This window comes from Kitasatospora sp. NPDC058965, assembly GCF_042741245.1.
GTDB lineage: Bacteria > Actinomycetota > Actinomycetes > Streptomycetales > Streptomycetaceae > Kitasatospora.
In genome coordinates, this window is record NZ_JBHYKG010000064.1 from 19,944 (window position 1) to 32,421 (window position 12,478).

Consider the following 12,478-nt stretch of genomic DNA (forward strand, 5'->3'; position numbering starts at 1 on the left):
CCTACTCCCCACCCTGCCCGATCGGAAGGCGAAGATGAGCACCGACACCGACCTGCTGTGGTCCCCGAGCCCCACCCGGGCCGAGACGTCGAACGTGGCGGACTTCCTGCGCTTCCTCGACCGGACCAGGGGACTGCGGCTGACCGGATACCCGGAGCTGTGGCGGTGGAGCACCGCCGACCTGCCCGGCTTCTGGTCCGCCGTGTGGGAGTACTACGGCCTCGACGCCGTCTCCGGCTACGACGAGGTGCTCGCCGACGCCGCGATGCCCGGGGCCCGGTGGTTCCCGGGCGCGCGGCTGAACTTCGCCGAGCGCTGCTTCGCCCGGGCCACCGACGAGCGCCCCGCCCTGGTCAGCCTGGCCGAGGGCGGGCAGCCCGTCGAGACCTCCTGGCGCCGGCTGCGGCAGGAGGTCGCCGCGCTCGCGGCGGCCCTGCGCGAGATGGGCGTGCGGCCCGGCGACCGGGTCGCCGGCTACCTGCCGAACACCCCCCACGCCGTGACGGCCGTGCTGGCGGCGGCCGCCGTCGGCGCGGTGTGGACGGTCTGCTCGCCGGACTTCGGCACGCCGAGCGTGCTCGCCCGCCTCCGGCAGGCCGAACCGACCGTCCTGCTGGCCGTGGACGGCTACCGCCACGGCGGCAAGGAGTACGACCGGCTGCCGGCGGTCGCCGAGATCACGGCCGGACTGCCGACGCTTCGCCATCTCGTCACCGTCGACCACCTCCACCCGTCCTCGCCGGCTTCCGCGTGGCCGACGCGCCCCGGCCTGGTCCGGCACCCCTGGACCGCCCTGCTGGCAGAGGACGCCCGACTCGAGTTCGCCGACGTGCCCTTCGACCACCCGCTGTGGATCCTGTGGTCGTCCGGCACCACCGGCCTGCCCAAGGGCATCGTGCAGAGCCACGGCGGCATCACCGTCGAGCTGCTCAAGGCACTCGGTCTCGGCACCGACCTGCGCGGCGAGGACCGCTACTTCTTCCACACCTCCACCAGTTGGATGGTCTGGAACTTCATGGTCGGCGGCCTGCTGCACGGCAGCACCCTCGTGCTGTACGACGGCAGCCCCACCCACCCCGACGTCGACGGCGTCTGGCGGGTCGCCGAACGGACCCGCGCGAGCGTGGTCGGCGTCGGCGCGGCCTACCTGGTCGCCGCCGAACAGGCGGACGCGCGCCCCGCGGCCGAGCTGGACCTCGGCGCCCTGCGGACCGTCCTGCAGACCGGGTCGACGCTGCCGCCGAGCGCCTGGCGCTGGGTGTACGACCGGCTCGGCCCCGACGTGTGGCTGCAGTCCATCTGCGGCGGCACCGACGTCTGCTCGGTGCTCGCCGGTGCCAGCGCACTGCTGCCGGTGCGGGTCGGCCGGATCCCGTGCCCGGCGCTCGGCGTCGCGCTGGCCGCCTGGGACCCGGCGGGCCGGCCGCTGACCGGCGAGCAGGGCGAGCTCGTGGTGACGGCCCCGCTGCCGTCCATGCCCGTTCGCTTCGTCGGCGACCCGGACGGCTCGCGGTACCGGGCGAGCTACTTCGACGTGTACCCGGGCGTGTGGCGGCACGGCGACTGGGTCACCGTCGAGGACGATCTCACCGTCGTGGTGGCGGGGCGCTCGGACTCGACGCTCAACCGGATGGGCGTGCGGATGGGGTCGGCCGACATCTACGCGGTCGTGGAGCAGCTGCCCGAGGTGGCGGACAGCCTGGTCGTCGGCGCCGAGTTGTCCGACGGCCGGTACCTGATGCCGCTGTTCGTGGTCCTCGCCGACGGCGCCGTGCTCGACGACGGGCTGCGCGGCCGGATCACCGCGGCCATCCGGCACGGGCTCTCGCCCAGGCACGTGCCCGACGTCATCGTGGAGGTGCCGGCGGTGCCGCGCACCCTGACCGGCAAGCGGCTGGAGGTGCCGGTCAAGCGCATCCTCCAGGGCGCACCCGTCGCCGAGGTCAGCGCCGAGGGAGCCGTCACCCACCCGGAGATGCTGGCGTGGTTCGCCGAGTTCGCGGCCGGGGCCTGATCTCGGTCGGCGGCGGGGAGGCCGGGGTCAGCGGCTGATCGAGATCGCGAAGGGGACGAATCCGCTGGCGCGGATCACGTGGGGGACGAACAGGACCGCAGCCTCCGTGGCGCGCGCGGTCCGGATCCCGCCGAGGTCGGTGATCCACTCCTCGCGCCAGCCGAGGTCCGCGAGGAGTGCGCGGACGCTCTGCTTGGCCCCGGGGTCCTCGCCGGAGAGGAACACGGTGGGCGTCCGGGTGAGCATGGCCGGGGCCGTCATCACCGGGAAGAGCATGGTGTTGAGCGTCTTGACGACGTGTGTTTCGGGGAGCGCCTCCTGGAGTTGCTCGGCGAGGCTCGAGCCGGGGTGGATCAGGTCGGCGGGCAGTCCGTCCGGTCCGTCGACGGTGGCGTTGGAGACGTCGACGAGGATCGTGTCGCGCAGTTCCTCGCGCAGGGCGGCGAGTCGCTCCAGGGAGCCGGCGCCCGGGGTGGCGTTGATGACGATCCGGGCGGTTCGGGCGGCGTCGGCGGCGCCGCCCGGCGCGCGGCCCGCCACGGTCACCTCATGTCCTGCCCGGGTGAGGGCGGTGGCCAGGTTGCCGCCGACGCGGCCGTTTCCGAGAACGGCGATGGAGGTCATGATGATCCGGTCCTTCCGTGCGTGCGGGTCGTGGTGCGGGGTCAGCGGGAGAGCGTGGCGACGGCCTCGGCGTGGATGCCGGGCGCGGCGGCCAGGAAGCTCTCGCTCTGCGGGGTCCAGGGGCGGCCCTCGGCGTCGGAGAGCCGTCCGCCGGCCTCGGTGACCAGGAGCGCGCCGGGCAGCAGGTCCGCTCGGGCACCGGCGAACTGCCAGAAGGCGTCGACCCGGCCGGCCGCCACGTTCAGCAGGTGCAGCGTCGCGGGCACGGCGACGCGGACGACGAGTGCGTCGAGGAGCATCGCGGTGATCGAGGAGCCGACCCGCCGGACGACGGCCTCGTCCTCGTCGGGCCGGGCCTGGCTGGTGGCCACGATGCCCAGGCCGAGGTCCGCAGTCCCGGAGACGTGCAGCGGCCGGCCGTCGAGGTGGGCGCCCGCGCCGGTGAGGGCGGTGTAGGTCTCGCCGGTCAACGGCAGGTGGACCGCGGTGAGCACCGGCCGGTTGTCGCGCACGAGGGTGGCGGTCACCGCCCACTCCGGCAGGGCGTGCAGGTGGTTGACATTGCCTTCGGCCGGATCCACGACCCACCACTCGCCGGGCGGCAGCGCCCCGCCGTCCAGCTCGTCCTCGACCCAGCCGGCGTCCGGGCGCAGGCTCGTGAGGCGGGGGCGCAGGATGCCGAGGGCGGTGTCGTCGTTGGCGGCGAGCGCGGCCATCAGCTCCTCGCGGGTCCGGTAGCGGACCACCTCGCCGAACCGTTCGCGCAGTGCCGCACCGGCCTCGCGCACAGCGGCCGCGGTCCGGTCGAGCAGGTCGGCGTCGGAGACGGCGACGTCAGTGGCCCGGCGTGTTTCGGACATGGTGGAACTCCCATCTGGACAGGGGGCGTTGAAGAGGATTTCCGGTCGGGCCGCGTGTTCCGCCCTGCTCCGTGGTGACGACGCTATCCGCCCTCTCCATTACCATCAAATGCATGTCAAGCACGGCTGGGATGACTCCCATGCAATTGGACCTGAACCTGCTCACCGCGCTCGACGCACTGCTGGAGGAGGGCAGCGTGGCCGGGGCGGCCGCACGACTGCACGTCACCGCCCCCGCGATGAGCCGGAGTCTGGGTCGGATCCGGCGCACGACCGGGGACCAGATCCTGGTGCGCACCGGCCGCACCATGACCCCGACGCCCTATGCGATCGCCGTCCGGGAGCAGGTGCACGAGCTGCTGCACCAGGTCCGGGGCGTGCTGGCCCCGAGCCGTGAACTCGACCCGGCAACGCTGGAACGCACCTTCACCCTCCGCTGGCACGATTCCCTGGTCGCGCTGAGCGGCCCCGCGCTGCTCGCGGCCGTCCGCGGACGGGCCCCGGGCGTGCGCCTGCGCTTCGTCGCGGAATCGAGCGTCGACACCCCCGAGTTGCGGCGTGGCGAGGTCGATCTGGAGGCGAACGCCAACCGTCCGGGCGCACCCGACATCCGCGCCGAGAAGGTGGGCGAGACCCGCCTCGTCGCCGTCGCCAGGCAGGGGCACCCTCTCACCCGCGCCGGAACCGTCACCGCGCAGCAGTACGCCGCCGCCGAACACGTCACCGTCTCGCGCCGCGGCAACCTCGGCAACGGCGTCGACGACGCCCTCGCCCGGCTCGGCCTCACCCGCCGCGTGGTGGCGGCCGCCCCCACCGAAGCGGCCGCGCTGCAGTTCGCCTGCGGTACCGACCTGCTGATCACCGTCCCCGAACTCACCGCACGCACCGCGGCTGCCGGCCTCGGCCTGGTCGCGCTCCCCCTGCCGCTCGAACTCCCCCCGGCACCGGTGTACCTGTCATGGCACCAGCGCTACGACACCGACCACGCCCACACCTGGCTGCGCACCCTGGCGCGCACCGCCCTTGCCACCTGCGCAGCGCCGTAGCCGACGCCGCACGGCCGCGCGCGACGTGGCCGAGGCCGTCGCTGTCGTCGCAACCTGCTGTCCGTACAGCTGCCTCGACGAGTCGCGCCGCGGCGGCGCACGCCGCACAGGCCGCATTCGGCGCTCCAGCCGCCGACAAGGGGCAGGTGGGGACGGGTCAACGCGGCGCCAGGACCGCGACCTCCCAGCCGAAGGCCACCACCAGGCGCCCGTCCACCATGGCCAATCCGTCCGCCCTCTCGGGGAACACCTGCTCCATTCCGAGTTGCTGACGAACAGTCAGGCCCCAGACCCGCACCGTCTCGTCGTCACCGCCGGTGACGGCGACCGGACGGCCGTCCACCACCGCCGTCACCACCGCGTTCACCGTGTCGGTGTGGCCGATCAGGATCTGGCGGCACTGGTGGTGGACCGTGCTGCCGGTGGCCCAGTCCACGCCCCACTGCACATCGGCTTCGCCGTCCACCGGGACAGCGGTGATCCGTGCCGACAACTCCCGCTCCCCGTACCGGGCAGCATCCAAGGCCAGCAACTGCCGCCGCACTCCCGGCGTGGCGTCGCGGTGCAGGTGCGCCGACGCCCGGTACACCGCCCCCGCCAACCGCCCGGCAGACCCCGGGGCCGCATCCAGGAGCCCCAGGATCTCCTCCTCGGCGGTGTGCACCAAGAACTCGGGATCCGCCGGCCGCCCGTCCGCCCCGACGGACACCGATGGAACACCGGCAACACCCAGCTCATCAGACATACCCCGCACCCAACCACACCCGACGGAGACACCACACCCACCCACCGCCCCGCTGCGTGATCGGCTCCGTGGGGCCGGACGGCTACGTCGGTCCTGACGAGCACCAGGACCACCAAGTGGCGCAACTAAGCTGCCCAGTCGGTCAAGTGATGGATAATCAAGTCGCGGTACCCAGGCGCACGAGGCCTTCGGAGTGCGGCGCCGAGCAGCCGTCGCGCGTCGAGCGCCTGCCGGACCTCGCCGCCTCGCCCCCGCCAGGAGGCGTCCTCGCCACCCGGCCCGTCCGGCGGCCGCACCGAATCCGTAGCGCCCGGGCGCCGGACGGCCGCCCTGCGCGGAACGAGCACCGGGCCGCGCACCGGACGTCGGGAAGACGGTCCAGCGCGCCGAGCCGGCCAAGGAGCTTCAAGCGCGTCGCCGTTGAACACCAGGCTCAGGCGACGTGTGCCGAGTCACACACTCCAAGGCTACCCAAGTTGTCTGCATCACAGCGGAAATATCCCTTTTGCATGCATCCTCGACAGGTACCGCGGCTCCCGAAGTGGCGCCCCTCGGCGCCCTCTTGGGCGGGAGTCCGCACAGTGACCCAGGACACAGCACGCCCAGCATTCCCACACCTCCCTGAAAAGGTGCCCCCTCATGGCCGCTTACCTCTGTCCTCCTGCAGTGATACACGGCGAGCACACCGTGGAGACCAGCCGGCTTGTCGCAGAGGTGCGCGACCGGCACCCGCACGCGGCCTGGGCGCCGCGGATCGACAGCATCGCGGCCAGCACGGGCATCGAGGCCCGCGGGTGGATGCTGCCGCTGGAGGCCGCCGTCGCGCCCGGACGGGGTGGCGGCCTTCGGGCCGGCGCCATCGGCCCGGCCCAAGAGGCTCTGGCACGCGACGGGTTCACCCAGCAGGAGGTGGACCGCGTCATCGCCGCACTTGAGGCGGTGCCCGCGCCGCAGACCGTCGAGGAGCGCACCGCACCCGCCTGGGAGGCCGTGCAGGCCTACGGGGAGCGTGCGGCGCGCGGGGCCCTGCAGATCGCCGGGCTGGACCCCGCGGACGTCGACTGCCTGATCACCAGTCACTCCACCACCCCGGCGCTGCCGGGTCTGGACATCGCCCTGGCCAACAAGCTTGCGCTCCGCAACGACGTGCTGTTGCTGCCGGCCACGCAGTGGGCGTGTGTGGCGGGGACCCGCTCCCTGGCCCTGGCGGCGGACCTGGTGGCCGCCGACCCCGACCGGGTGGTCCTGGTCGTGATCTCGGAGGCCCTGAGCACGACCTACCAGCCCGCGGACGACACCCTCGAGTCCCTGATCGTCCGGCTGCTGTTCGCGGACACCGCAGTCGCCGCGGTGGTCACCGGCCGCCAACGGCGCGAGTCGGTGCTGCGGCTGGACTCCGCGTGGCACCACACGCTGCCCGGCACCCAGGACCTGCACCGCCTGGACACGCGGGCGGACGGCACCCACTTCGTGATGGACCGGCGCGGGCCGCGCGCCGTGCAGGAGACGGTCACCGCGATGTGGGAGTGGCTGCGCGTCCGTTACCAGGACAGCCCCGGGTCCTGGCACCCCGACCTGCTGCTGGCGCACCCCGGCGGGACCCGGGTGCTGGAGTACATGGAGCAGACGATGCCCGACACGTGGCCGTCGGGGCTGCTGGACCACAGCCGGGACAGCTACGCCAGCGGCAACCGCGGCGGCGCCGCTGTGTTCGACATCATGCGGCGGGCGCACGACGCCGGGCAGCAGCCGGGCAGTCACGCCGTCCTGTACGCGGCGGCACCGGGCCTCACCGCCACCGCCCTGGAAGGGGAATGGCTGTAGGACGGACCCGCCCGGCCCGCACCGACACCCCGCACCCCGGGCGGCAACCGCGTCACTTCGCGACGTCCGCCCAGACCACCTTGCCGGTGTCCGTCCACCGCACCCCCCACCGGGTGGTGATCCGGTGCACGACGTGCAGGCCGCGACCGCCCTCGTCGAGGAGACCGCCCCGGCTCAGACGCGGCCTGCCGTTGCCGGTGTCGCCCACCTCGCACAGCAGGCCGTCACCGGCCCTGATCACCCGCACCGTGATGGGACCGGCGGCGAAGCGCACCGCGTTCGTGACCAGCTCGCTGATCAGCAGCAGCACGTTGTCCAGCGTGTCGTCCGGGGTGCGCCACTGCCGCAGCAGTGCGCGGACTCGCGCGCGGGCACGGGCGGGGGCGTCGTCGCGTGCGGGCAGCCGCCAGGTCGTGGTGTCGCCCTTGCGGTAGCCGATCATCCGGGCGAGCAGCAGGGTCACGTCGTCGCGCTGGCGGGCGGGCGCCAGCGCGGAGACGACGCGCCCGGCAGCCTGCTGCAGCCCGTCCCAGGGATGCACCACGGACACGGCGTCCACCAGCCGGCCGATGCCCTCGTCGATCGACATGGCCGGATCCTCCACCAGGCCGTCCGTGTAGAGCGCGAGCAGGGAGCCGGGGGGCGTGTCGAAGGTGTGCACGCCGAACGGCTCCCGGAGCGCGAACTCGGCGCCGAGGCCGGGGTGGGGGCGGACCGCGAGCGGGCTCGCGTGCCCGTCCGGGGAGACCAGGACCGGGGGGAGGTGGCCGGCGCTGGACAGCGCCACCTGGTGGCTGACCGGGTCGTAGAGGGCGATGCAGCAGGTCGACCCCAGGGCGCTGTAGCCGGCCGCCAGCCCGGACTCCGCGTCGTCCAACAGCGACACGGTCTCGTCCAGGCGCTCCAGCACCTCGTCGGGCGCCAGCCCCGCGGACAGCAGCGCGCGGGCCTCCAGGCTCAGCTGGCCCATGGTGGCCGCGGCTCCCAGACCGTGCCCGACGACGTCACCGACCACCAGCGCGGTACGGCCGTCCGGCAGCGGAAAGCTGTTCACCCAGTCGCCGCCGACGCCGGCGCTGTCGGGGGTGGCCGGCTGGTAGACGCTGGCGATCTCGATGGTGTCACCGCCGGTCCGGGGCAGCAGCCGGCGCTGCAGCGCCAGCACCTGCGTGTGCTCGCGCTGGTGCTGGCGGGCCAGGTCGACGTGATGGGCGGTCCTGGCCACCAGTTCCTGCAGGTCGAACAGCTCGCTGTCGCGGAACGGCCGGTCCGCCCGCCGCCAGACCTCCACCACACCCAGCACGACGGGCGGGGCGCCGTCCAGGACCAGCGGTATGCACGCCACGCCCGCCGACCGGTCACCGGGGACCATGGCACGCATCACCCGCGGACTGCCGAACACCCGCTCGACCGCCGCCCGGTCGGGTATGACGATGGCCTGCGGGGCGTCGTCCCGCCGCACCGCCTGCGCCAGCAGGCGACCCGCGTCGCTGGGAAGATCGTCACCCGGAGTCACGTAGCCCTCGGGCCACGCCCGGTCCGGCACCAGGGCCGCCCGCCGCAGCCGGATGCGTCCCTCGCCGTGACCGGTGATTCCCTCGCCCGTCCACACGGCGTAGTCGAGGTCGACGGCGGCCACGTCTCCCCAGGTCAGCAGGGACTGCGCCAGCGACTGCGCGGTCTCGCCGATGTCCAGCGAGGTGCCGATCGCGGTCTCGGCCGCGTACAGGTGCAGCCTCGTGGCCATGGCGATCAGGGAGACGGTCAGGCCCTCCTGGGGCTCCGCGGAGGGCAGGATGCTCATCGAGACGACCAGTTCCGACCCGTCGCCCCGCCGCAGGCGCTGGATCCGGGCGACGTGCGCCTCACCGGTCTCCAGGACCTGGCGCAACCGCCGCGTGACGGTCGGTACGTCCCCGGGGGGCAGGAGATCGACGAAGCGAGTCCCGGCCCCGGCGTCCAGACCCGCGAACACGGGGGCGTCCAGATTGCAGCGGGTGATGCCCAGATCCCCGTCCAGACTGACCGCGCCGAGAATCTGGTCCTGGCGGCCGTCTGCCGGGCTGTCGGGTACGCCCTGGCCGGTGGTGCGGTCGCCCTGGGCGCCGGCAGGACCGGCGGCCGGTCCCGCTCCGCCGCGTGGGAGATTGCGCTCCAGGGCGCTGCTGACCAGGTCGAACGGCGAGGAGGACGAGGGAGGGGGTGTGGAGTCCATGCTCCTCCCTCAGCAATCCGCGGCGCAGAGCCGGGGCCGTGTGCAGACCCCTGCGACAGGGCGCCGAAATGCCCGACCGCACCTCTCATTCAATAACACCGGCCCCCGCTTGCCCACACCAGCGGATCGCGCTAGGCGCGGACAGTGAGCAGGTGGCCGTGGGATCCCCTGGCGGGGCAGCAGCCGCGCGGTCCGCAGGTGGGTGGGAACGTCGGCAAGACCGTCCGACCCCCGCTGCTCTCCCCACTCCCGGACCGTTGGCCGGCGGGAACCGAGAAGCCCAGCTGGAGTACTACGCTGGGGACATGGCCCGCTTTGAGCCGCCGAGCGTCGCGGACAGGCTGTGGCGTTTCGGCCGCGCGCTCGCGACAGACCCGGTGGAGACCCTCCGCTACGTGCCGGAGGAGATCAGTCGGCGGCGCGAGCACCCGGTGACCTACGACGTCGACACCGCGTGGGAGGAGCACCTGCACGGCCTGATCGGAGCACCCTGGCCGTGCCCGGAGGTGCCCAACGCGGCCGAACTGTGGGAGACCGTCGCGCGGGAACTGCAACAGTGCGGGCTCGCCTTCGGGCGGCACACGTACGGCGGCTACAGCGACGCGGACGAGTCGCTCGCGCGGGCGGTGCGATGCGTGGTGCTGCACCGGCGGCCCGAGGTGGTCGTCGAGACGGGGGTCGCACGCGGCGTGATCAGCAGGTACATCCTGGAGGCGCTGGAGCAGAACGGGCGCGGCCACCTGTGGAGCATCGACCTGCCGCACCCCTTCCGCCCCGACCTGCACCCGGAGACGGGCACGGCCGTACCCGCCCGCAACCGACGCGCATGGTCGTACGTCGAAGGGTCCAGCCGACGACGACTGCCGCGCCTCGGACGCCAGTTGGGTCGGGTCGACGTGTTCGTCCACGACAGCCTGCACACCATGCGCAACACCCGGTTCGAGATGGACCGCATCGGCCGGATCCTCGCGCCGAACGGCGTCATGTTCATCGACGACATCAGCACCCACCAGGGATTCGCCCTCTGGACCCGGGCCGCCACCGACATCACCACACTGGTCTGCCCCTCCGCCGACGGCGAGGGACTCTTCGGGGTGGTCTGCGCGAACGGCGCCTGACGCAGCACGGCCGTCCGTTGCCCCGCAGCTCAACTACCGTGAATTCCGCTTCCGATGAGTAGCAATCAGGTCGCGGTACCAGGCGTACGAGGCCTTCGGGGTGCGAACCTGCGTCTCGAAGTCGACGTGGACGAGGCCGAATCTCTGGTCGAATCCTTGGGCCCACTCGAAGTTGTCGATCAAAGACCAGGTGTAGTAGCCACGAACATCCACGCCCTCGGCCATCGCTGCGGAGAGGGCGTCGAGGTGGCCGGACATAAAGTCGATCCGTGGCTGGTCGTGGACGGCGCCGTCGGGGCCGGGTGCGTCGGCGACGGAGCAGCCGTTCTCGGTGATGGTGATGGGCGGGAGGGCGGCGCCGTAGCGTTCGCGCAGGCCGACGAGGAGTTCGCACAGGCCGTCCGGAACGACGGGCCAGCCGAAGGCGGTTCGCGGGACACCTTCGATCTCGGCCTCAGCGAACGGGAGTCCGGGGGCGGTGGGGGCGGCGATGCGGGTCGGGTTGTAGTAGTTGACGCCGAGCCCGTCCAGGCCCGGGCCAGCGATCAGCTTCAGGTCGCCCGGACGGACGCTCCCGCCGAGGTCCTCGCCGACGCCGTACGCTCTAAGGTCCGGGTAGCGCCCCAGCAGCAGCGGATCGGTGAACAGCCGGTTGTGCAGGGCGTCGTACGCGGCGGCGGCCGCCTGGTCGGCTTCCAAGGTGCTCGCCGGCCAGACCGGGGTGAGGTTGTTAGCTATCAGCACCTCCCGGCCGCGATCGCGCAGTACGGCGGCCGCGAGCCCGTGCCCGAGAAGCTGGTGGTGGGCCGCGGGCAGGGCATCCAGCATCAGGGCACGGCCGGGCGCGTGGATGCCGAGCGCGTAGCCGTACACCATGTGGACGAACGGCTCGTTGAGCGTAATCCAGGCCGGCACCCGGTCGCCCAGCAAGTCCACCACCAGCTCGGTGTACTCGGCGAAGCGGTACGCGGTGTCACGGTCGAGCCAGCCGCCGTGGTCTTCGAGGGCCTGCGGCAGGTCCCAGTGGAAGAGGGTGGGCATCGGGGTGATGCCAGCGGCGAGGAGAGCGTCGACCAGCCGGTCATAGAAGGCGAGTCCGGCAGGGTTGGCCGGGCCGGTGCCACCGGGCTGGATCCTGGGCCAGGCGATCGAGAAGCGGTAGCCGTCCAGCCCGAGACCCTTCATCAGGGCGATGTCCTCGGGGTACCGGTGATAGTGGTCGCAGGCGACCCGGCCGCTCTGGCCGTTCAGGACGGCCCCGGGCCGATCCGCGAACACGTCCCACACGGACGGTCCACGCCCGTCCTCCTCCACCGCCCCCTCGATCTGGTACGCCGCCGTGGAGACACCCCACCGGAAGCCCGCCGGAAAGTCACGCCGATTCGGCACCTCATCACACCCTCTCGCATAACATGAGGAAGCCTCATATTAGCGGCTGGCTGTCGAAACACCAGAGGCCGCACACTCGTGGCACTGAAACGCGGCAGCAGACTCCGACAGCGTGATCAGGTGTCGTTGTGGTGATCAGGAAGCGCGGGAACGTAGTCCGGCCGGCAATGTCCTCGCTGGAAGGGCTGTCGATGCCGAGGATCTCGCAGTACCGGCTATTGCTGCTCGGCACCTTCGCGGCCTGTTGCGGTGAGCAGTCGACGGACCGAACGGCGATGTCGCGGCCGCCAGCGGCCCCGTCGTGGCGTTCGGCGGAGAGCTTCCGAGACGGGGTCGGTGACCGGCCCTTTCCCGTAATCGGTGGTGGCCAAGGGTGACGAGCATCGTTGGCATGGCGCGCGAGAACGTACGGTGATGCGTCCTGGCGATGTGTGTGACCTTGGATCGCTTCCAAGGGCGGAATGAGAGCTGATGTCCGTTCTGTCGTCGCCTGAACGTGTGGCCTTGCTGCACTGCCGCCGGTCACGGGGCGGCCGGCATGTTGAGGTGGGTGCGTGAGTGACCGCAAGCCCTACAAGAGCGACTTGTCCGACGAACGCTGGGCACTGGTCGAGCCGGTAATCACCGCGTGGAAGGCCCAGCA

Annotated in this window: 9 protein-coding genes and 1 pseudogene; 5 read left to right on the plus strand and 5 right to left on the minus strand. The window is 72.4% G+C overall.

The window, feature by feature from the left end:
• The first annotated feature begins 34 nt into the window (after window positions 1–34).
• Complete coding sequence (locus tag ACFW1A_RS13705; protein ID WP_380408466.1) at window positions 35–2,014, plus strand: acetoacetate--CoA ligase; 1,980 nt, start codon at window positions 35–37, stop codon at window positions 2,012–2,014.
• 27 nt (window positions 2,015–2,041) lie between these two features.
• Here ACFW1A_RS13705 and ACFW1A_RS13710 read toward each other — a convergent pair whose 3' ends face one another.
• Window positions 2,042–2,638, minus strand: a complete 597-nt coding sequence (locus ACFW1A_RS13710) for an NADPH-dependent F420 reductase (RefSeq protein ID WP_380408468.1) — start codon at window positions 2,636–2,638, stop codon at window positions 2,042–2,044.
• Window positions 2,639–2,679: 41 nt separating this feature from the next.
• Entirely contained in the window at window positions 2,680–3,498 is an 819-nt protein-coding gene (locus tag ACFW1A_RS13715) for an inositol monophosphatase family protein (protein ID WP_380408470.1), read from the minus strand.
• Window positions 3,499–3,638: 140 nt separating this feature from the next.
• On the opposite strand from ACFW1A_RS13715, the gene ACFW1A_RS13720 reads away from it, so the two are divergent.
• Entirely contained in the window at window positions 3,639–4,544 is a 906-nt protein-coding gene (locus ACFW1A_RS13720; protein ID WP_380408472.1) for a LysR family transcriptional regulator, read from the plus strand.
• Window positions 4,545–4,701: 157 nt separating this feature from the next.
• On the opposite strand, the gene ACFW1A_RS13725 is transcribed toward ACFW1A_RS13720, so the two are convergent.
• On the minus strand, window positions 4,702–5,253 hold the full coding sequence (locus ACFW1A_RS13725; protein WP_380408474.1) for a hypothetical protein: 552 nt from the start codon (window positions 5,251–5,253) through the stop codon (window positions 4,702–4,704).
• Window positions 5,254–5,928: 675 nt separating this feature from the next.
• On the opposite strand from ACFW1A_RS13725, the gene ACFW1A_RS13730 reads away from it, so the two are divergent.
• A complete protein-coding gene (locus ACFW1A_RS13730; protein ID WP_380408475.1) occupies window positions 5,929–7,113 on the plus strand; it encodes a type III polyketide synthase in 1,185 nt (394 codons plus the stop codon).
• Between the two features lie 52 nt (window positions 7,114–7,165).
• Here ACFW1A_RS13730 and ACFW1A_RS13735 read toward each other — a convergent pair whose 3' ends face one another.
• Window positions 7,166–9,328, minus strand: coding sequence for a SpoIIE family protein phosphatase (locus tag ACFW1A_RS13735; protein ID WP_380408477.1), 2,163 nt, complete (start codon window positions 9,326–9,328; stop codon window positions 7,166–7,168).
• Window positions 9,329–9,633: 305 nt separating this feature from the next.
• Between ACFW1A_RS13735 and ACFW1A_RS13740 the strand changes: the two genes are divergently transcribed.
• Entirely contained in the window at window positions 9,634–10,446 is an 813-nt protein-coding gene (locus tag ACFW1A_RS13740) for a class I SAM-dependent methyltransferase (RefSeq protein WP_380408479.1), read from the plus strand.
• Between the two features lie 33 nt (window positions 10,447–10,479).
• On the opposite strand, the gene ACFW1A_RS13745 is transcribed toward ACFW1A_RS13740, so the two are convergent.
• Entirely contained in the window at window positions 10,480–11,835 is a 1,356-nt protein-coding gene (locus tag ACFW1A_RS13745) for a GH1 family beta-glucosidase (RefSeq protein WP_380408481.1), read from the minus strand.
• Window positions 11,836–12,389: 554 nt separating this feature from the next.
• Between ACFW1A_RS13745 and ACFW1A_RS13750 the strand changes: the two are divergent.
• Window positions 12,390–12,478: pseudogene (locus tag ACFW1A_RS13750) on the plus strand (IS5/IS1182 family transposase); the annotation flags it as partial.

Bases quoted from the DNA above. Each gene is read 5' to 3' on its own strand.
- ACFW1A_RS13705 (WP_380408466.1), top strand. From the start codon at position 35: ATGAGCACCGACACCGACCTGCTGTGGTCCCCGAGCCCCACCCGGGCC.
- ACFW1A_RS13710 (WP_380408468.1), bottom strand. From the start codon at position 2,638: ATGACCTCCATCGCCGTTCTCGGAAACGGCCGCGTCGGCGGCAACCTG.
- ACFW1A_RS13715 (WP_380408470.1), bottom strand. From the start codon at position 3,498: ATGTCCGAAACACGCCGGGCCACTGACGTCGCCGTCTCCGACGCCGAC.
- ACFW1A_RS13720 (WP_380408472.1), top strand. From the start codon at position 3,639: ATGCAATTGGACCTGAACCTGCTCACCGCGCTCGACGCACTGCTGGAG.
- ACFW1A_RS13730 (WP_380408475.1), top strand. From the start codon at position 5,929: ATGGCCGCTTACCTCTGTCCTCCTGCAGTGATACACGGCGAGCACACC.
- ACFW1A_RS13735 (WP_380408477.1), bottom strand. From the start codon at position 9,328: ATGGACTCCACACCCCCTCCCTCGTCCTCCTCGCCGTTCGACCTGGTC.
- ACFW1A_RS13740 (WP_380408479.1), top strand. From the start codon at position 9,634: ATGGCCCGCTTTGAGCCGCCGAGCGTCGCGGACAGGCTGTGGCGTTTC.